Genomic DNA, 20,241 nt, shown 5'->3' on the forward strand with positions numbered 1-20,241 from the left:
CATCATCCGCCGAAGGGCGAGCCACCCGTCGGACCTCCGGACGGGGGTGCCGATCCCGGGGGTCCGCCGAAAGGACCGGGCCCGCCGAAGGCGTTGGGGTCACCCGGCGCGCCGAAGGGGTTGGGCGCGGCCGGCCCGGGGCCGTCGCCGAAGGGTGTGCCGCCGCCGGGTGGTGGTGCGGGTGGACCCGCGATCCCGGCCTCGGCCGCCGCGGCCCGGATCCGGGCGAGCAGATCGGGTGCCTTGCGACTGGCATCGATCAGCAACTCCTCGCGGCGGGCCGGGGTTGCCTCACCGGCAACCAGGAACAGCAGGGCCGCTTGATCCGCCGGGCCGGTCGGATCGTGCAGCAGTACCCAGTTGTTGTGTACCGCCAACGGCAGTGAGGCCGACGCGCCCACCCCTTCGGTGGTTCCCACCCAACGCGGCGGCGCACTGACCTGCACCGAGCCCTCCCCGAAGGGTGAGGCACCGGTCTTCGCAACCAGTTCCACCCCGCCCAGGGGCAGGTTACGGGTGCCGCCGCTGGGAATCTGGGCCATCTGTCGCAGATCACCGTCGGCGAAGGCCAGCGGACCGCCGTCGCGCTGCACATCGCGCTGAACCTGCACCGGGATCTCCTGGTACAACAATGGCCGATCCGGAATCTTGGCGTTGGCCCGCTTGGTGAGCCACAGCAGGGCGAGCGGAATGCCGGGGCCGAGAATCAGCGCCAGAATCAGCGTCAGCACGAAGTTGCGGGTGTTCAACGGACGGGTCAGGTCGGCGCGGTACTCGACCTCGACGTCCTCGGCCCGGTCGGGGGCATCCAGCGGGGCGATCCGGGCCACGAAGGTGCCCGACAGTCCGCCGGTGCCGGTCTGCGGCGAGGTCAGTTGCACCGGCAGTTCGGCGGTCTGGCCCTCTTCCACCCGCAGGCAGTCCTCGGCCCGGCCGTGCTGGGACGAGACGTTCAGTTCGGTGACACCCTCGGGGCCGGCCAAAATCTCCGGCTGCTGGCTGCCCACCCAGACACAGCCGGGGCCGTTGACCGATAAAGTGCCGCTCAGATTGACCTCACCATCGGCGGCCCCGAAGTTCACCGATTCGGCGACCGTCGGGTAGCCGTAGGGGGCAAGTACCTCGAGGGGCACATCGACCACCTGGGGTGCCAGTTGGGTGCCCGGGATCGCCTTGCCCTGGCCGTCCTTGCTGTCGGCGGTGGTCACATTCAGCCGCAGCCGCAGGCTGTAGCTACCGGGGGTGAGGTCCTCGCCGTCGAGTTTCAACGGCTTGGTGATCTGGTCCTTGGTCAGCCCGGTGGCGAGGTCCTTGACCAGGCCGTCGCTGACCAGGGAGACGTCCATGCTCACCTTGCCCAACAACGTGGTGGGGTCCACCGCCGTGCCGTCGCTGCGCTGCAGGCCCAGGATGATCTCGGTGGGTTCCCCGGCCCGGATCTCGGTCTCCTCGGCCTTGGGCCAGGCCGGGAAGAGGTCGCCGTACAGGTGCAGGCTGGTGCGCGAGACCCCGGTCGGTGAATCCGACTTCGGGTCGACGAACACGACCTGCCACTGCCCCGCCCACGCCTTGGAGGAGCCGCGATCGGCCGTCAGCGCGAAGCTGCGCTGCGAGGGCCACTGGTAGCTCAGGGTTGCCCCGTCCAGTTCGGCCTTGACCGGGGCCTGGCTCTGTTTCAGTTCGACCTCGGCGCCGCTGGGGGCGACCAGGAATACCTGGGCCTGGTCGATGGTGGCCTGTCCGAGAATCCGGATTCGGGTGATCGAATCGTCCAACACGAAGGCGTGGGCGCCGTCGGGGCACACCCCGCCCTGGCACACCTTGCGTTCCTGCACCCGGGGCTCCTGGCCGGGATTGGTGTACTTGTCGAACTCGAAGAGCATGTCGTCGATGTCGGAGACCAGGGTGAACTTGCCCGGCGGCGGTTTCTGGATCTTGCCGCACGGCCCGGCTTCGCCCTGACCGGTCGCGACCCGTTTCATCAGGTCGAAGTCCTGGGCGCCGGCTTCGTCCGGGGTGAGCCCCACGGCCAGGATCACGACATGTCCGGCCCGAATCTGATCGGCCAGACCACCGTCGCGGCACATGTCGGCGGCGGCGCGTTCCTTCGCCCGGGCCCGGTCCTGGTCGCTGTTGAGTCGGTTCTCCGGGTCGTAGGGCCGGTCGATCGGCTTGTCGGCCTCGTCGGGGGCCCGGTCGATGTCCAGGGTGCCGTCGGAGAAGAACAGGATGGCCTGACACTTCGTGGGGCGCTGTTGGGCGCGGGTCGCGAGGTCGCGGCGGGACCCGTCCAGACCGAGCCAGTAGTCGGTGCCCTCGCCGGTGTTGCGGTCGGCGAAGGCATCGACCTTGGCCAGTGCCTTGTCGACGCTGGAGGGGTTGAGGGCGTCCCAGCTTCCGCCCGGCTCGTAGCGGTTGGCGAACCCGCTGACGTTGACGGTCAACTCGACATCGGCCTGGTCGGCGAAGTCGGCCAACTGGCTCAACAGGTACTTGCCGGCCTTCACCCGGGCGCCGGCGGCGTCGGTGGATTTCAGGCTGGCCGAGGTGTCGACCAGCACCAGCAAGTCGCCCTTTTTCTCCTTGGCCAGGCAGGCCCCGTAGTTGTCGACGGCCGATTCGTCGGCCGCCCGGGCGCTGGGCGCGAAGACGCCGGCCAGCACCTGGGTCACCATCAGCAGGGCGCAGGCCAGCGCGGCGGGGAGGGCCCACCGCGAGTGTGTGCGGTTCACAGGCGTCCCACCCAATCGGCGATCCGCCAGGCCGGGGCCAGGATCGCCAGCAGGCAACCGACCACGGCCAGCCAGTAGAGCGGCCGGACGAAGCCCGGTGCTGCGTAGAGCCCGGCCGAGCGGGCGTAGGTGTCCTTGCGGACATACATCGCAATCAGGCCGATTCCGATCGGTCCGGCCACCAGCCAGCAGATTCCGGCCACCACGGGTTGGTTCACCAGTAACGCCACCACTCCGGCGGCGATGGCCAGCACCAGGGCAACCAGCAGGATCGGGAAGGGCGGTGTGGCGGCCACCAGCGACGAGGATGTGCCCGCACCGACCAGTTGCATCGCGGGCTCGGGGGTGCGCGCGAAGGGATCAGTGCTCGCCGGGGCGGCGGCGAAGGGGTCTCCCCCGGTCGAAGCGAAGGGATCGCTGCCGGCCGGGACGAAGGGGTTGCCACCCCCCGAAGCGAACGGGTCGCTGCCGGCAGACCGAGCCGAGGGCTGTCCCGAAGGTGCCGCGGGTGCCTGCGGTGCGGGGGCGCTCGACGGGGCCGCGGGTCGGGCAAAAGGGTCATCGGCGCCTGGGGCTCCTCCCCCGGATGCCGACCCCATCCCATACTCGCTGAAGTCGAAAGGATTCGAACCGGACACGCGAAACCTCAAAATCTTCTGGACTACTGCCGGATACTGTAGCCCCGGCCCCGGTCTACCATGACCGATAGACGCGACCCGACGGAGGCAAAAGTGTCCCAACCTGCACCACAGTGGCCGTCTTCGGGTGTCTGGGGTGGTCAGCCGGCGCCACAGCAGCCCGGCCCCCAATGGCCGCAGGGGCAACAACCCGGCCCCGCCTGGCCGGGCACCGCACCGGCCCAGGCCCAGCCGCCGGCGCCACGGTCCGGCGACAGCACCCCGATCATCGTGGGTCTGATCGGCATCGTCGCGCTGGTGACAACGGTGTTCGTCATTTATCTCAACTACCTGAACGTCTGAGGACGCCCCGGCGCCCGACCCCCGCATCAGTACGATCACTGCCATGACACAGCCTCCTCAAGGCCCGGGTATGCCTCCTCCCCAAGGCCCGGGCATGCCTCCTCCGCCGGGTCACCAGCCTCCCCCGCACCCCGGTGCGCAGCCGCCCGGTGGTCCCGGCGCACCCGGCAACATCGAGATCACCGTGCAGGGTCACGTGCTGCTCTCCAACTTCGTGCCGCCCACGGTCACCATCGACGGGCACAAGATTCAGGGGGTGGGTGTCTCCGCCCCGGTGACCGTTCCGGTGCCACCCGGACGCCGCCACATCGAGGCGTACAGCCAGTGGCTGCGCCGCTACGGCCAGGCTTCCCTCGATGTCGACGTGCGCCCCGGCGAGCTCGTCCGGGTGTACTACGCCCCGCCCCTGCACCAGTTCGCCACCGGCAACATGGGGCTGGAGCGGCAGGAGATGAAGGGCCTCGGCTGTTTGATCGCGGTGATCCTCTTCATCGTTGTGGCCGTGTTGGCGGTCGTCCTGATTCCGTTCCTGCTGTCGTGATCGGCGCGAAGCGACGACGGTAAAGTCGCGCCCATGCGTAGTACCCCCGTCCTGAGTTGGCCGATCGCCCTCTTGATCGACCTGCTTGCCGTCGTCGTCTTCGGCGTGCTCGGTCGCGCCGCCCACAGCGAAGCGCTCACCCCCGGCGGGATCGCGCAGACCACGTGGCCTTTCCTGGCCGCCCTGGTGATCGGCTGGTTGGTGGTGCGGGTCTGGCAGGCGCCCCTGCGGCTGAACCGGGCCGTGCTGCTGCTGGTGGTGACGGTGGTGCTCGGCAACCTGCTGCGGGTCTTCGTCGCTCAGGACTCCACCCACTGGACCTTCATCACCGTCACCGTGCTGGTGCTGGCCGCGCTGTTGGCCGGCTGGCGCCTGATCGCGCTGCTCCTGCTGCGCCGACGCGCCGCGGCCACGACCTAGCTTCACCGGGCGGACCCGGACCCGTCCATCAGTACGATCACGACCATGACACAGCCTCCCCAGGGCCCGGGTTTTCCGCCTGCCCAGCAGCCCGGTGACCACTGGCTCGGCGGGGCGCCCAACGCACAAACCCCCTACCCAGAACCGCCCTACGCACAGGTACCCGCACCATCGGTACCGGGTGGACCGGCATCCTACGGACAGGTGCCCGGTGGGCAGGTTGCACCGGTCGGCCATATCGATTTCGTCGTACAGGGCAATGTGTTCGCGCCCAGCATGATCCCTCCGGTGGTCACCATCGACGGCCGCCGCATCTCCGGGGCACGCCTCGGTTCCCCGGTCACCGTTCCGGTACCGCCCGGTCGCCACCGCATCGAGGCCCACACCCGATTGTTGCGCCGCTATGGCCAGGCTGCGCTGGATGTCGATGTGCGACCCGGTGAACTCGTGAGGGTCTATTACGCCCCGCCGCTGCACCAGTTCACCGACGGCAACATGGGGTTGGTCGAGCAGGAGCCGAAGGGGATCGTCTTCTTCTCGGTGATGATCGGCTTCGCCCTCAGCCTGATGGGCATTGCCATCGCGCTGATGGTCTTCGCGGCCACTCTGTGACGGAATGCGCCACCTGCCTGGATGAACCAACCTGCCCGGATGAAAACGCACCCCACGACCTCCCACAGACCTCAAACGCACCGCATACCGGGCCGAGGGGTGCGTTTTCATCCACCCCGGGGTGGCTCAGAGGTATTGGCCGGTGTTGCCCACCGTGTCGATGGTGCGTCCCGAACCCCCGGTGGAAACCAGAGTGCGCACGTAGACGATCCGTTCCCCCTTCTTGCCCGAGATACGGGCCCAGTCGTCGGGGTTGGTGGTGTTCGGCAGGTCTTCGTTCTCGCTGAACTCGTCGCGGCAGGCCTGACGCAGGTGGGTCGGTGAGATGCCGCCCCGGCCGGTTTCCAGGCGATCCTTGATCGCCATCTTCTTGGCCCGGCTGATGATGTTCTGCAACATCGCCCCCGAGGCGAAGTCCCGGAAGAACAACACTTCCTTGTCACCGCTGGCGTAGGTCACTTCGAGGAAGCGGTTCTCGTCGGATTCGGCGTAGATGTCATTCACCACCGCGTCGATCAGTTCCTCGCGGGTGTGGCCCTCGGCCACCGGCAACCGGTCGGTGAGGTACTTTCCGATGATGTCGCGGGCCGACGGTTCGTTGGGGCGTTCGATCTTGATCTTCACGTCCAAGCGACCGGGGCGCAGGATCGCCGGGTCGATCATGTCCTCACGGTTCGAGGCACCGATGATGATCACGTTCGCGAGTCGTTCCACCCCGTCGATCTCACTGAGCAACTGCGGCACGATGGTGTTCTCGACATCGGAGGACACCCCGGTGCCGCGCGTGCGGAACAGCGAGTCCATCTCGTCGAAGAACACGATCACCGGCATGCCGTCGGCGGCACGTTCCCGGGCCCGTTGGAAGATCAACCGGATCTGGCGTTCGGTCTCCCCCACGTACTTGTTCAACAGTTCGGGGCCCTTGATGTTGAAGAAGAAGGAGCGGGCATTGGCCTGACCCCGGTCGCGCACAGAGGTGGCCAGCGAGTTGGCCACCGCCTTGGCGATCATCGTCTTGCCGCATCCGGGCGGCCCGTACAGCAGGATTCCCTTGGGGGGTTCCAGGTCGTAGTCGGCGAACAGTTCCCGGTGCAGGAAGGGCAGTTCGACCGCATCGCGGATCATTTCGATCTGGGTGCCCAGGCCACCGATGTCGCCGTAGCCGATGTCGGGCACCTCTTCGAGGACCAGATCCTCGACGTCGATCTTCGGTACCCGCTCGTAGGCCATCTGCACCTTGCGGTCGACCAACAGCGAATCCCCCGGACGCAACGGCCCGGCCAGCACCGCTTCGGACAGCCGCACCACGGTCTCGTCATCGCCGGGGGCCACCACCACCGCGCGTTTGCCGTCGGGCAGGGTGTCCTTCAAGGTGAGCACCTCCCCGACCTCGGTGGTCGGCAGCACCCCGACCAGCAACATGGTGTCGTTGAGCAGCACCTCCCGGCCGGGCTCCAACTCGGCGGTGTCCAGGTCGGGGGCGATCTGCACGCGCAGTTTGCGGCTCTGCGACCACACGTCGGCGACCCCTTCGGCTACCAGCCCCAGGAAGGTGCCGAAGGTGTTCGGCGGCAGACCGAGGGATTCGACCTCCTCGCGCAGCTTCACCAACCGTTCCCGGGCCTCGGTGAGCAGTTCCTGGAGCCGATCGCCGCGGTTGGCGGTGGCGCGGGCCTTCTCCCGGGCCTCGGCGAGGCGTCGTTCGAGCCGGTCGATCTCGCTGCGCTGTCGCTCGTCGCGCAGCCGCAGTTGATCGAGTTCCTCGCTCAACCGGTACACCTGCGCCGACAGTTCGGTCTCGCGGCTCACTGCTGTTCCCCGTCCTCGGTGTCGACCGCCTCCACCCCGGGCGGTCGGGGGCCGGTGTAGTCGGGGCCGTAGGCGCCGGGGGCCGGACGGCGGCGCCGCGCCGGAGCATGCACTCCCGGTGCCAGCCGACGGGTGAAGATCAGGAAACCGGTGTGCCCCGATGTGGTGTGGGACGGTCGGATCGCCAGACCTTCGGCATGCCAGCGGCGGACGGTGGTTTCGGTGGCCTGCGGTTCGGTGAATCCCCGGTGTGCCCGCAAGGTGTCCATCACCAGACCGAGTTGGGTGGTGGTGGCCACGTAGCAACACAGCACCCCACCGGGTACGAGTCGTTCGGCGACCGCGTCGATGCATTCCCAGGGGGCGAGCATGTCCAGAATCGCCCGGTCGACCGGTTCGGGGCCGATCGCCTCGTTCAGGTCGCCCACTCGCAACTGCCAGGCCGGATGCCGGCCACCGTAGAAGCCGTCGACGTTGCGGGCGGCGATCGCGGCGAAGTCGTCGCGACGTTCGTAGGAATACAGGGTGCCGCGTTCCCCGATCGCACGCAGCAGGCTGATCGTCAGGGCTCCCGACCCGACCCCGGCCTCGAGCACTCGCGCTCCGGGAAAGATGTCGGCCTGCATCAGGATGTGCATCGCATCCTTGGGATAAATCACCGCGGCGCCACGTTTCATGGTGACGGTGAACTCCTCCAGCAAGGGGCGCATCACCAGATACCAGGACCCCCCGCTGGAGGTCACCACCACACCTTCGGATCCGCCGATCAGGTCGTCATGGCTGATTGCACCCTTGGCGGTGTGGAAGACCCCCCCGGGTTCGAGTACCACCGAGTGGGTGCGGCCCTTGTTGTCCGACAGGGTCACCCGTTCGCCGGCCATCAGGTCTCCGGTGCGTACTCCCGTCCAGTCCTGCTCAGCCAATGGTGCGGAACCCCCAGAATCCAAGTTGCCACCCGGGTTGGATCTCCCCGGTGTCGTAGACATAACCCTGCCCGATGTACAGGTGCTCATCGCTCTGCCACACCGGCACCACGGTCGCATCCAGCGCAGCCATCGCCTGAATCCGGCCCATCAACGTGTCTCGGGTGGCCTCGTCGGTGGCCTCACCGTAGGCGATGCGCAGCAGCATCAACGGCGTCACCGTGGTGTGCGTGGGACGGTCGAGGTACGGACGCGCCCACGCGATCGCGGTGGAGTTGGGGGCCGGGTCGTCGGTGAGCACCAGGTCGGCGGGCTCCCCCGGATCGACCACTGTCACCCGCAGCGCCCCGGTCTCCTCGAGTCGGCTGCGGACGGTGGAGGCCTGGTCGGTGGCGTCGGGGGCGGTCGGTTCGACCACCAGCCGCAGTTCGCGGGGCTCGCCGGGGGGCACCGCCAAGTCGGGTTGCCCGCCTTCGACGAAGCTGCTGCGGTGGCCGGGCAGTTGGGGTGGCACGATCGAGTCGAGGGTGCGTTCGTCCTGCAGGGCGTCTCGCACCAGTCGGCGCACCACCGGGTCACCACCCAGGGACGAGGAGTCCTGCCACATCAGCCGGTGCACCCGTCCCCCGGCGATTGTGATGCGTGCGAAGCCACCGTCGGTGTGTTCACCATTGGCCTCGATCTGGCGTGCCATTCGGGTGTGCGCCTGGGAACTCAACCCGCGCCAGACCGCCTGCACCTCGCCGGCCCGCATCGCTTCCTCGACCGAGGCCGAATCGGGGTAGACCGGAACCTCGACCCGCAACACCCGGGCTGGGGTGTCGCCGGCGTAATGCTCGTTGGCCTCGTACTCGACCCGGTCGGCCCGGTAGGAAGTCACCCGGTAGGGCCCCGACCCGAGGGTCTGGGCCGGGTTGTCCAGCACCTTGTCGGGCGGATACACCGCCTTCGGCACGATCGCCGCACCGGGGGTGGCCAGGGCGAAACCGAACTGGGAGTCGGGCCGGGTCAGTCGGAACCGCACGGTGGTCTTGTCGACCACCTCGATCTTGTCCAGCGAGCCCCACAGTGAACCGGGGCCGTCGACGGGGTGCAGGCGGCGGGATCGTTCGATCGAGAAGGCGACATCGTCGGCGGTCAGCGGTTTGCCGTCGGCGAACTTCGCCTCCGGATCCAGCGTGCAGGTGTAGATCAACACGCCGTCGAAGAAGCCGCAGTCGGTGGCCAGGTCGGGTTTCAACACCTGGGCTCCGGGGGGCACCTTCATCAGGGTTTGGAAGACGTTGACCACGAAATCCTGGTCGGCCCCACCGGCGGCCGTCACCGGGTCGGTATTGCGCACCGGCACGGTGGTGGCCACCACGAAAGCGGGTGGCTCCTGCGAGGGCGGCGGTTCGGGTGGGCCGGGCTCGTCGGTGCAGGCCGATAACGCCAGCGCCATCGCGGCCGCCAGCATGCCCACACGCTTGAATCTCATCGGTTCCTGATCACTCGTCCCAGGCCGGTGCGGTGGTGGCGAGAACATCGCGCCACCGAACCCCGGCCAGATCAGGCAACTGTACGCGGCGTGGTGCGGGTGGCACCGGGTGCTCCGAGGGAACGGCCAGTACGACCGCCCCGGCGGCATTGCCGGCCTCGCAGCCACCCACGGAGTCTTCGATCACCAGGCAATCGCGCGGGTCGACGCCGAGGCGTTCGGCCGCCAGCAGGTAGGGCTCGGGGTGAGGTTTGCCCCGGGTGACGTCATCGCCGGCGATCATCGTGGCGAAGGTGTCGGTCGGCATGCCGTCCACCACCGCGTCCAGAATCTCGCGGTAGGAGGCCGAGACCACCGCGCAGGTGATGCCCTCGGCACGCATCTCGGCCAGCAGTTCGCGGGCACCCGGCACCCAGGTGACGCCCTCGCGCAGCCCGGCCGGGACGATGTCCAGCCATCGCTGATAAACCTGCTGCACCGGTTCGTCGCCGGCTCCGACCCAGTCCAGCAGGTACCGGGCCGCGGCCGGCCAGGCCAAGCCGTGCATCCCGGCGGCGAGTTCGTCATTCCAAGTGCCGCCGTACTCCTCGGCAATCCGGGCGTGGGCTCGTTGCCAGAGCGGTTCGGAGTCGATCAGGGTGCCATCGAAATCCCACAACACTGCGGCCGGGGTTTTGGTCATGAATGCCATTGTGTCATCCACGACCACCCCGGACGCAGGCATAGCCGCGCCCTCACGCAACCCCCTTACCGGGCATTGCTGCACCGTCGTTCAACGCCCTCATCGGGCATTGCTGCGCCATCGTTCAACGCCCTCATCGGGCATTGCTGCGCCATCGTTCAACGCCCTCATCGGGCATTGAAGTATTTCGCCTCGGGGTGGTGCACCACGATGGCATCGGTCGACTCCTCCGGATGCAACTGCAGTTCCTCGCTGAGCTCCACCCCGATCCGCGACGGATCCAGCAGATCCACCAGGGTGCGGCGGTACTCCAGGTCGGGGCAGGCCGGGTAGCCGAAGGAGTAGCGCGAACCGCGGTAGGCCTGATCGCGGATCATCGACTCCACATCGGCGTCGGTGCCCGACAGGCCGAGTTCGCTGCGCACCCGCGAGTGCCAGTACTCGGCCAGGGCCTCGGTGAGCTGTACCGACAGTCCGTGCAGTTCCATGTAATCGCGGTAGGAGTTGGCCGCGAACAGTTCGGCGGTCTTCTCCGACACCGTCTGGCCCATCGTCACCAACTGCATCGCCAGCACGTCGGGGCCCTTGGCCTCCATCAGTTCCTTGGACCGGAAGAAGTCCGACAGGCACAGGTGCCGTCCCCGCGACTGGCGCGGGAAGGTGAACCGGGCGATCTCGGTGTCCTGGGCGTCCGGGTCGGCCAACACCAGATCGTCACCTTCGGACCACACCGGCCAGTAGCCGTAGACCACGGCCATCTCGGTGATCGATTCGGTGTGCAGCCGGTCCAGCCACATCCGCAACCGGGGCCGACCTTCGCTTTCGACGAGTTCTTCGTAGCTGGGTCCGCCGCGAGCACTCTTCAGCCCCCACTGGCCCAGGAAGGTGGCGCGTTCGTCCAACCAACCGACGACGTCCTTCAGGGCCACGCCCTTGACCACCCGCGATCCCCAGAACGGCGGGGTGGGCACGTCGACATCCTCGGCCACATCCGAGCGGGCCGGCAGTGGCGCCTCGGGGGTTGCGGGCCGGTCGACCGGACGCACCCGCCGCTTGCGCGGGGCCGGCAGGGCTGCACCGGGTTCACCGCGCTTGACCGCCATCACAGCCTCCATCAGACGCAGACCCTCGAAAGCGTCCTTGGCGTAGCGCACGTCGCCGGCATACAACTCCTGCAGGTCGTTCTCCACGAACGCGCGGGTCAGCGCGGCCCCACCGAGCAGCACCGGGTACTTGCTCAGACCTCGCTCGTTGAGTTCGGTCAGGTTGTCGCGCATCACCACGGTCGATTTCACCAACAGGCCGGACATGCCGATCGCGTCCGCCCGGTGTTCCTCGGCGGCTTCGATGATCGTGGTGACCGGTTGCTTGATGCCCAGGTTCACCACCGCGTACCCGTTGTTGGTCAAGATGATGTCGACCAGGTTCTTGCCGATGTCGTGGACGTCGCCCTTCACCGTGGCCAGCACGATCGTGCCCTTGCCGGCCGAATCGGTCTTCTCCATGTGCGGTTCCAGGTAGGCCACCGCCTGCTTCATCACCTCGGCCGACTGCAGCACGAAAGGCAACTGCATCTGGCCCGAGCCGAACAGTTCACCGACCACCTTCATCCCGGCCAGCAGGTCGTCGTTGACGATCGCCAGGGCGCCCTTCTCACCCAGCGCCTCGGCCAGATCGTCCTCCAGGCCCTTGGCCTCGCCGTCGATGATCCGGCGCTGCAGCCGCTCGGTCACCGGCAGCGCGGCCAGTTCGGCGGCCCGCTCGGCCTTGGCGTCGGCGGTGGTGACGCCTTCGAACATCTCCAGGAAGGTGGTCAGCGGGTCGTAGCCGTCGGCCCGGCGGTCGTGGACCAGGTCCAGGGCCACCTGCCGTTGATCCTCGGGAATCCGGTTCATGGGCAGGATCTTGGCGGTGTGCACGATCGCCGAGGTCAGGCCCGCCTCGACGCACTCGTGCAGGAACACCGAGTTCAGCACCCGGCGGGCGGCCGGGTTCAACCCGAAGGACACATTCGACACGCCCAAGGTGGTGTGCACTTCGGGGTGGGCGGCCTTGATCCGGCGGATCGCCTCGATCGTCTCGATGCCGTCGCGGCGGGTTTCCTCCTGGCCGGTGGCGATCGGGAAGGTCAGGCAGTCGACGATGATGTCGGATTCACGCATGCCCCAGTTCTGGGTGAGGTCGGTGATCAGCCGCTCGGCGACCCGCACCTTCCAATCGGCGGTGCGCGCCTGCCCCTCCTCGTCGATGGTCAGGGCCACCACCCCGGCGCCGTGTTCGCGCACCATCGGCATGATCTTGGCGAACCTCGAGTCGGGCCCGTCGCCGTCCTCGTAGTTCACCGAGTTGATCACGCATCGGCCGGCGAGGCGTTCCAGCCCGGCCCGCAGCACCTCGGGTTCGGTCGAGTCGAGCACCACCGGCAGGGTGGACGAGGTGGCCAGCCGGAAGGCCAGTTGGTCCATGTCGGCGGCCCCGTCGCGGCCCACGTAGTCGACACACAGGTCGATCAGGTGCGCGCCCTCGCGGGTCTGTTCCCGGGCGATGTCGACGCATTCGTCCCACTTCTCGGCCAGCATCGCCTCCCGGAAGGCCTTCGAGCCGTTGGCGTTCGTGCGCTCGCCGATGGACAGGTAGGAGGTGTCCTGGGTCAGCGGTACGTCGTGGTACAGCGAGGACACCGACGGCACCGGCGCCGGGGTGCGTTCGGCCAGCGGCCGCCCGCCCACCCGTTCGGACAGTTGTCGGATGTGTTCCGGGGTGGTGCCGCAGCAGCCACCGACCAGGGCCAGGCCGAAGTCGTCGACGTAGCGTTCCAGGGCATCGGCCAGTTCGTTGGCCTGCAGCGGGTAACGGGCACCCTCGGAGGTCAGTTCGGGCAGGCCGGCATTCGGCATGCACGAGATGCCCACCCGGGCATTGCGGGCCAGGTGGCGCAGGTGTTCGGCCATCTCGGCCGGGCCGGTGGCGCAGTTCAGGCCGATCAGGTCGATACCGAGAGCCTCCAGAGTGGTCAACGCCGCCCCGATCTCCGAGCCCATCAGCATGGTGCCGGTGGTCTCGACGGTGACCTGGGCGATGATCGGAACCTCGGTGCGGTCGGCGGCGGCCAGGGCCCGCTTGGCCCCGATCACCGCGGCCTTGGTCTGCAACAGGTCCTGGCTGGTTTCGATCAGCACCGCGTCGATACCGCCGGCGAGCATCGCGCTGACCTGCCGACCGAAGGCGTCGCGCAGTTCGGCGAAGCGGACGTGACCCAGGGTGGGCAGTTTGGTGCCCGGGCCGACCGAGCCGAGCACCCAGCGGGGACGCTCCGGCGTGCTGTGCCGGTCGGCGGCCTCGCGGGCGATGCGGGCGGCCGCCTCGGCAAGTTCTTCGAGCTGGTCGGCGATGCCGTACTCGTTCAGAGCGGCCAGGTTGGTGCCGAAGGTGTTGGTTTCGACACAATCGGCGCCGGCGGCCAAGTAGGCGTCGTGGATCTCGGCGATCACATCGGGACGGGTCAGGCTGAGCATCTCGTTGCAGCCTTCCAAGCCTCGGAACTCGTCCAGGTCGAGGTCGTAGTTCTGCAACATGGTGCCCATCGCCCCATCGGCCACCACGACGCGGGTGGCGAGTGCCTCGCGCAGGGCGCGGGCACGGTCAACTGCGCTGAGCTGATCGGGAGCAACGAGCAATTTGGTCATTGGGACAGGATAGGCAGCGCGCGCCTGTACTACCGCATCGTCCGAACCTCAGGCCGAAGGTGCTGCACAGAGCTTTGCTGTTGCGTCCGGACGGCTACAGTGTCGGGCATGGTGAATCCGTCCTCGGTGCTGCGCAGCCTGCACGAACCGATCGTGGTGGCCGCGTTCAGTGGCTGGAGCGATGCCGGAACTGCCGCCAGCGACGCCGTGGATCATCTGGCCGAGACCTACAACGCCGAGCAGGTGTTCGCCCTGGACCCCGATGATTTCTACGACTTCCAGGTGACCCGCCCGGTGGTCACCCGGTCCGGCGGCGAAGCCCGGTTCACCTGGCCCACCACCGAGGTGATGGCCACCCGGATCGCCGACCGGGACGTGATCCTGGTCGCTGGCCCGGAGCCGTCGTACCGGTGGGACGGGTTCTGCCGAGTACTCACCGAGATGCTCGCGCCCGCCCGTCCGAAGCTTGCCCTGATGTTGGGGGCCTTGCTGGCCGATGTGTTGCACAACCGTCCGTTGCCGTCGTCGGTGACCTCCCAGAACCCCGACCTGCAACGCGCCCACGGGCTGATCGGGTCCGACTACGAGGGGCCGACCGGGATCACCGGCATTTTCAGCCACCGCCTGGAACTCGCCGGCATTCCGGTGGCCTCGGCGTGGGTGTCGGTACCGCACTACGTGGCGTCGACACCGAACCCGAAGGCCGCGCTGACCCTGTTGCGCCATGTCGAGGACATCAGCGAACTGCACCTCGATCTGGCCGATCTGCCCGAACTGGCCCGAGCCTGGGAGCGCAGCGCCAACGAAGTGGCCGAATCCGATCCGGCGATCTCCGAGTACGTCGCCGCGCTGGCCGAGGAGCAGGACGAGGCCGAACTCCCCCAGGCCTCCGGGGACGCGATCGCCGCCGAGTTCGAACGCTATCTGCGCCGCCGCGAGGCCTGACCGTTCCGGCCGTGTCGCCGCACGGTTCGATACGCCTTGCGTCCGGCTGAACGGTCGTCGGGGGCGGCGGCGGGAAATGCCAAGCGGCTCGGTCGGGGTGCACTAACGTGTGCGGCGTGCAGATGCTCGATGGTGTGGCCGTTTTCGAGCGCCCGGCGACCACTTCGAAGGTCACTGCGAGCTTGATGTTTCGGGCCGGTCGGGTCGACGAGACCCTGCCGACCGCCGGATGGCTCCATCTGATCGAGCATGCCGTCCTGGAATCAGCCCAGTACCCGCTGGTGCAGGTCAACGGGTCGGTCGGACCCTTACTGACCACCTTGGACGTACGGGGCCAATCGGAACAGGTTGGTCTGGCCTTGCGGGGAATCGTTGCAGCCCTGACCCGAATGGATTCGGAACGGATTACCCATGAGCGAAACGTTCTACGTGCCGAGGCACGCACCAAGGGGCCAAATTTGGTGACCCGAGCGTTCCTCGAGCGGTTCGGTGCCCAGGGGATCGGATTACTGGGCTTCGGTGAGGTCGGTCTGATGTCCGCCGAGCCCGACGCTCTCGCAGCGGTCGTGCAGCGGTACTTCACGACCGGAAACGCCGCCCTGGCCATCGACGGGCCGGTGCCGGACACACTGTCCCTGGCAGGGCTGCCTCCCGGGAAGCGGATACCGGTGCCGCAGTATCGTGCGGTGGCTCCGCCGAACTCTTGGTATCGGGAACCCAGTGGAGTCGTGTTGCAGGGCCTGGTCCCGCGAGGCCTGTCGGCCCGGCTCGCCGCGATGGCACTGAGCCGAAGGGGGTGGGACGAGGTGCGCACATCCACCGGACTGCCGCGTGACACCGACTGCGTGGCTGAACACGTCACCGCCGATGAAGCCCTGATGATGATGTCGTGCAGCGCCTCCGAACAACAGGTGCAGATGTGTTCGGAAGCGCTGCTGCGGGCTGCTCATCATGTCGCCGACCAGGGTGTTGACGACCAGGAGCTGGGAGCCATCAAGCGCGCTGGCATCCGGTTCTTGGCCGGACGCAGAGCGGGAAACGCCGAACCGTGGATGCGTGCCGAATCCCTGCTCGTGAACGGTCAGCCCCTCGGAGCCCCGGAACTGCGTGAGGAAATCGAAGCGACGCGTCCGGAGGAGGTCGCCGCCGTGGCGCAGAGAATGCTGGACAGTCTGCTGGTCGGCGCAGTCAGTGAGCAGGGTGTCCCTCACTGGCTCCAACGACCACGACTCGAAGACCCGGAGTTGTCCGGTGCGCGTTTTCCGGCCCTTGCCGCACCGGAGCTGATCACCATGGCAGGCTCGCAATTGCACTGGGCGCACCTGCGCGACCAACATCGGATGACGATTGACCTTGCCGACTGTGCGGCGGTGCTGGCTTGGCCGGATGGGCTGCGTGAGGTGATTCGTCATGACGGGTACGCCATGGCAATCGAGCCGAACCTGTGGCGCCGCGGTGACCTGCTGGTGCGACGCATCGATCAGGTCACTCCGCCCCGACAGTTGTTGTGGCAGCCGGGTCGCGACGTGGATCTGATACCCGGCCGACCGGGTCTTCGACAGCGCTTACGGCGGAACCGGTGAGCATCGGGCCAGCGCGCACCGGGGTCCCGATTGCCGCACATCGGGTGGGGCGTGATGAACCGACCGTCCAGGTAGTGGCAGTGATCCGGATGGGGATCGCCGACCAACACCTCGCCACGGCTGGGATCCTCGACGTTCTTGTCCTCAACGCGGTGCATTCCTTTCCCATTGAGCCGGACGTCTCCATCCAGGTCGAGTGGGGTCTGGCCACCACCACCGTGGTGGTGGAAGCCGATCCGGAGGTTGCCGCCGAACGGATGCAGGAATTGCTGTGGAGGTTGCGCAGTCCGGACCCGCGCGACCTGGCTACTTTGATTGCGGCGCTGCGCGACGAACCCGAACCCACCGGGGGTCTGGTCGCCGCGACCGTCTACGACCGATTCGGCCCGGTCGGGCCGGGGCTCATGATGACCCCCCACTTCGGCTTGGCACGGTTGACCGTGGCCGAGGTGGTTCGGTTCGCCGTTCGCCACGTGAACGCCGGCAATGCGAGGTTGGCGATCGCCGCGCCGCCCGACTTCGAGGTCCACGTCCGGTTGCCGGAGGGGCCGCTCCGCCCGGTGCCGAGTTTCCGGCCGCGCCGGGGTAAGTACCCGCACACGATGGAATTCGGCCTTCACGACGAAACGATCATCGCCACCGGCCATCTGAAGCGCACCTACGCCGCCCGAGCACTGAGCACCTTGTGGGCAAGTCGACTCAATCGCTACGTGCGTCAGGAACGAGGCATCAGCTATGGGGCCAAGCCGATGTACCTGACCGTGGGCACCGACGCGCTGGTCGGCATCGTGTGTGATGCTCAAGCCGGCACGGCCCCCGACATCGCCAGGGAGTTGCGCCGGCAGTTGGACGCCCTGGCGGATTCCGGCCCCGCTCACGGCGAGATCGACCGGGAGTTCCGCGACTTGCAAGAGCTGGAACCCGGAATCGGCTGGGCGGCCGGTGAAGCTGAGAACGAACTGCTGGGCATGCCGCTGCGTACGGTTGATGAGCACCTTGCCGACCTCCGGTCGATCACGGCTGACGATGTGCGCGCCGCAGCCGCAGGGATTCGTCGGTCGCTGACCGTGGCTGGGCCCGGTCTCACCTCCGACGACCTGACCGACAGCCAGCGGATCACGCCGGTCGACATCACTGGTAAGTCTTACCGCCCCCGACCCGGGATCGACCAGCGGGAGCGGATGGTGGTGGGTGATGGAATCCGATACCACGACCCCGACCACGAAGAAACGCTGTCGATACTGCCCGAACAGATCGTGGCAGCAGTGCATTTCGAGGACGGTGGGGTGTCCCTGTTCCGTCGTGACGGAGCCCGCCTGAACATCGAACCCACGATCTGGCGCGATGGGCCACAACTGGTGGCCGACGTCCTCGACATGGTGCCACCAAGACTCGTCGTGCCGGAGAAAGCCCGTCCCGAAGAATTCATTCCCCAACCCCCGAGCCGTCTGCGCCGCGCCCTCCGACCGCTGATCTGGGCCGCAATCGCCATCGTGACCATCGTGGTAGTGACCGCGATCACGGCAACGCATATTTGGGTCGGCTCGCGCGGCCACGACGAGTACACGGGAGTCGCCGGCCTCCTGCTGTACACACCTTCCGCCATCGCGCTCATTGCGGCGCTCCTGTGGAGAAACCGAAGCACCCGCTAGCGCCAGCCCTGCCACCTTCGGGGCCGGATTGCATGGCACCTCTTGGCGCTGGTCCAGCCCGGTGGACGTGTCAGACTCGGCTGGTGATGTAGTCGCGCAGGGCTTCCAGGTCGTTGTCGAGGACGTCGACGTGGCGGGGCAGGTCTTCCAAGCCTCGGTAGTCCTCGGGCATCTCGGGGTCGCGCCCGATCGCCTCACGGATCGTTTCGGCGAACTTCACCGGCAGCGCGGTCTCCAGCACAATCACCGGCTCGTCCCCTGCGTGTTGGTCGGCGACGTGCACCGCGTCGGCGGTGTGCGGGTCGATCACCCGGCCGTGTTCGGCATCGATCCGTTTGATCGTGGCGAGCCGGTCGGCGTGGGTGCTGCTCCCGGAGACGAACCCGAACTCCTCACGGCACCGGGCCAGTTGGTCGGCGTCGACCGCGAAGGAGCCGTGGGTGCGCACCTCGTCGAACAGTTTGCGCAGGGCGTCGGCGTCGCGGCCCAGCAGGTCGGCGACGAAACGTTCAAAGTTGCTGGCCCGGGAGATGTCCATCGACGGGCTGGACGTCGCGTGGGTTTCCTTGGCCGGACGGGGCCGGTAGGTGCCGGTGCGGAAGAACTCGTCCAGCACGTTGTTCTCGTTGGTGGCCAGGATCAGCCGCTTGACCGGTAGCCCCATCTGCTTGGCGATGTGCCCGGCCAGGATGTTGCCGAAGTTGCCGGTCGGCACCGCGAAGGTGACCTGCTGATCGTCGGTCTCGGTGGCCTGCACCCAGCCGGCGACGTAGTAGACCACCTGGGCCACCACCCGGGCCCAGTTGATCGAGTTGACCGTGCCGATGTGGTGGGCGCGCTTGAACCGCAGGTCGGCCGAGATGCCCTTGACCAGATCCTGGCAGTCGTCGAAGACGCCACGGATCGCGATGTTATGGATGTTCGGGTCGTCCAGAGAGAACATCTGGGCCTGTTGGAAGGCGCTCATCCGTCCGTGCGGGCTGAGCATGAACACCTGAACTCCGGTGCGCCCTCGCATCGCGTATTCGGCCGCCGAGCCGGTGTCGCCGCTGGTGGCGCCGAGGATATTGAGGTGGGAGTTGCGTCGGCCCAGTTCGTACTCGAACAACGCCCCGAGCAACTGCATCGCCATGTCCTTGAAGGCGAGGGTCGGGCCGTTCGACAGGCCGAGCAGGTACATCTGCTCGCCGAGCGGGTTGAGCGGGGCGATCCGGGGGTCGCGGTAGGTCTGCTCGGTGTAGGTGTCGTGGCACAGCCGGGTGAGGTCATCGGCCGGGATGTCGTCGATGAACTCCGACAACACTGCGGCGGCCAACTCCGGGTATCCCCCGTCGCGCCAAGCGGCGCGCCAGCCGGGCAGATCGGCGCGCGGGTAGCGCTGGGGCAGGAACAGCCCGCCGTCGGGGGCCAGACCCTCCAGCAGAATGTCGCTGAAGTGGCGCGGCTCTCCGCCTCCTCGGGTGGATACGTACAGCATCAGGCCTGGTCTCCTGCCGACAAAGCTCGTTGTGCCCAGGGCATCGCCCGGAGCTCGTGGGTGACACCTTCACCGCGAGAGCGCAGGCTGCGCACCATCGCATCCGGGTCGTCGGCACGGTACACCGCCGAGCCGGCAACGAAAACGTCGGCCCCCGCGTCGATGGCCCGATCGATCGTGTTCTCCGAAATCCCGCCGTCCACCTGCAACCAGATGTCGGTGCCGTAGGGCCGCAACAGTTCTCGGGTGCGCCGCACCTTGGGCAGCACCACGTCCAGGAAGGCCTGCCCGCCGAAGCCTGGCTCGACCGTCATCAGCAGCAGCACGTCCAGCTCGGGGAAGAGATCTTCGTAGGGTTCGATCGGGGTGGCGGGCTTCAACCCCATCCCGGCCCGGGCTCCGAGGGCGCGCAGTTCGCGGGCCAACCGCACCGGGGCATGGGCGGCCTCGACGTGGAAGGTGACCGATTCGGCTCCGGCCTCGGCGTAGGCGGGGGCCCACCGGTCGGGGTCCTCGATCATCAGGTGCATGTCGATGAACTTGTCGGTGACCCGCCGGATCGACTCCACCACGGGCAGGCCCAAGGTGAGGTTCGGGACGAAATGGTTGTCCATCACGTCCACGTGCAACCCATCGGCACTACCAACCTTCTCGATGTCTCGTTGCAGGTTGGCGAAGTCGGCGGACAACAACGACGGCAGAATCTTGATCCCCACGACCCC

15 protein-coding genes and 1 pseudogene are annotated in these 20,241 nt (G+C 67.6%); 7 read left to right on the forward strand and 9 right to left on the reverse strand.

Annotated elements, in window-relative coordinates; genetic code table 11:
- Positions 1-2: 2 nt before the first annotated feature.
- Positions 3-2,732, reverse strand: coding sequence for a vWA domain-containing protein (locus tag ACR4XW_RS13285; protein WP_434761042.1), 2,730 nt, complete (start codon positions 2,730-2,732; stop codon positions 3-5).
- Positions 2,729-3,028 carry a hypothetical protein gene (locus ACR4XW_RS13290; protein ID WP_434761043.1) on the reverse strand — a complete coding sequence of 100 codons (300 nt, stop codon included), beginning with the start codon at positions 3,026-3,028 and terminating at the stop codon, positions 2,729-2,731. Before ACR4XW_RS13290 ends, ACR4XW_RS13285 begins: the two co-directional genes overlap by 4 nt.
- Positions 3,029-3,463: 435 nt before the next feature.
- Here ACR4XW_RS13290 and ACR4XW_RS13295 point away from each other — a divergent pair, with 435 nt between their 5' ends.
- The 4 genes from ACR4XW_RS13295 to ACR4XW_RS13310 all read left to right on the forward strand — a co-directional run bounded on the left by ACR4XW_RS13295 (position 3,464) and on the right by ACR4XW_RS13310 (position 5,285).
- Positions 3,464-3,712: a hypothetical protein gene (locus ACR4XW_RS13295; protein WP_434761044.1), complete on the forward strand. Its 249-nt coding sequence runs from the start codon at positions 3,464-3,466 to the stop codon at positions 3,710-3,712.
- A gap of 94 nt (positions 3,713-3,806) precedes the next feature.
- A complete protein-coding gene (locus tag ACR4XW_RS13300) occupies positions 3,807-4,253 on the forward strand; it encodes a hypothetical protein (protein WP_434761045.1) in 447 nt (148 codons plus the stop codon).
- A 33-nt stretch (positions 4,254-4,286) separates the two neighbouring features.
- A complete protein-coding gene (locus ACR4XW_RS13305; protein WP_434761046.1) occupies positions 4,287-4,673 on the forward strand; it encodes a DUF3054 domain-containing protein in 387 nt (128 codons plus the stop codon).
- Between the two features lie 45 nt (positions 4,674-4,718).
- Positions 4,719-5,285: a hypothetical protein gene (locus ACR4XW_RS13310; RefSeq protein WP_434761047.1), complete on the forward strand. Its 567-nt coding sequence runs from the start codon at positions 4,719-4,721 to the stop codon at positions 5,283-5,285.
- Between the two features lie 126 nt (positions 5,286-5,411).
- On the opposite strand, the gene arc is transcribed toward ACR4XW_RS13310, so the two are convergent.
- The 5 genes and pseudogenes from arc to metH form a co-directional block, all read right to left on the reverse strand.
- The gene (arc, locus tag ACR4XW_RS13315) at positions 5,412-7,094 is read right to left on the reverse strand and encodes a proteasome ATPase (RefSeq protein WP_434761048.1); all 1,683 of its coding nucleotides are present in this window, start codon (positions 7,092-7,094) and stop codon (positions 5,412-5,414) included.
- A pseudogene (locus tag ACR4XW_RS13320) lies at positions 7,091-7,984 on the reverse strand (tRNA (adenine-N1)-methyltransferase); the annotation flags it as partial. The pseudogene ACR4XW_RS13320 and the gene arc, both read right to left, overlap by 4 nt.
- A 25-nt stretch (positions 7,985-8,009) precedes the next feature.
- A complete protein-coding gene (locus ACR4XW_RS13325; RefSeq protein ID WP_434761049.1) occupies positions 8,010-9,494 on the reverse strand; it encodes an ABC transporter substrate-binding protein in 1,485 nt (494 codons plus the stop codon).
- 10 nt (positions 9,495-9,504) lie between these two features.
- Complete coding sequence (locus ACR4XW_RS13330; RefSeq protein ID WP_434761050.1) at positions 9,505-10,176, reverse strand: HAD family hydrolase; 672 nt, start codon at positions 10,174-10,176, stop codon at positions 9,505-9,507.
- 167 nt (positions 10,177-10,343) lie between these two features.
- A complete protein-coding gene (gene metH / locus ACR4XW_RS13335) occupies positions 10,344-13,862 on the reverse strand; it encodes a methionine synthase (RefSeq protein ID WP_434761051.1) in 3,519 nt (1,172 codons plus the stop codon).
- A gap of 108 nt (positions 13,863-13,970) precedes the next feature.
- Here metH and ACR4XW_RS13340 point away from each other — a divergent pair, with 108 nt between their 5' ends.
- The 3 genes from ACR4XW_RS13340 to ACR4XW_RS13350 all read left to right on the forward strand — a co-directional run bounded on the left by ACR4XW_RS13340 (position 13,971) and on the right by ACR4XW_RS13350 (position 18,042).
- Positions 13,971-14,807, forward strand: coding sequence for a PAC2 family protein (locus tag ACR4XW_RS13340; RefSeq protein ID WP_434761052.1), 837 nt, complete (start codon positions 13,971-13,973; stop codon positions 14,805-14,807).
- Between the two features lie 116 nt (positions 14,808-14,923).
- Positions 14,924-16,390, forward strand: a complete 1,467-nt coding sequence (locus ACR4XW_RS13345) for a peptidase M16 family protein (protein WP_434761053.1) — start codon at positions 14,924-14,926, stop codon at positions 16,388-16,390.
- Positions 16,391-16,464: 74 nt separating this feature from the next.
- Positions 16,465-18,042 (forward strand): peptidase M16 family protein, encoded by a 1,578-nt coding sequence (locus ACR4XW_RS13350; protein ID WP_434761054.1) that lies wholly within the window; start codon positions 16,465-16,467, stop codon positions 18,040-18,042.
- Between the two features lie 70 nt (positions 18,043-18,112).
- Here ACR4XW_RS13350 and thrC read toward each other — a convergent pair whose 3' ends face one another.
- Positions 18,113-19,519, reverse strand: a complete 1,407-nt coding sequence (gene thrC, locus ACR4XW_RS13355) for a threonine synthase (RefSeq protein ID WP_434761055.1) — start codon at positions 19,517-19,519, stop codon at positions 18,113-18,115.
- Entirely contained in the window at positions 19,519-20,235 is a 717-nt protein-coding gene (gene rpe, locus ACR4XW_RS13360; protein ID WP_434761056.1) for a ribulose-phosphate 3-epimerase, read from the reverse strand. Before rpe ends, thrC begins: the two co-directional genes overlap by 1 nt.
- Positions 20,236-20,241: the final 6 nt, after the last annotated feature.

Origin of the sequence: Pseudenemella bisphenolivorans (genome assembly GCF_051133435.1) — a bacterium.
GTDB lineage: Bacteria > Actinomycetota > Actinomycetes > Propionibacteriales > Propionibacteriaceae > JAAYAO01.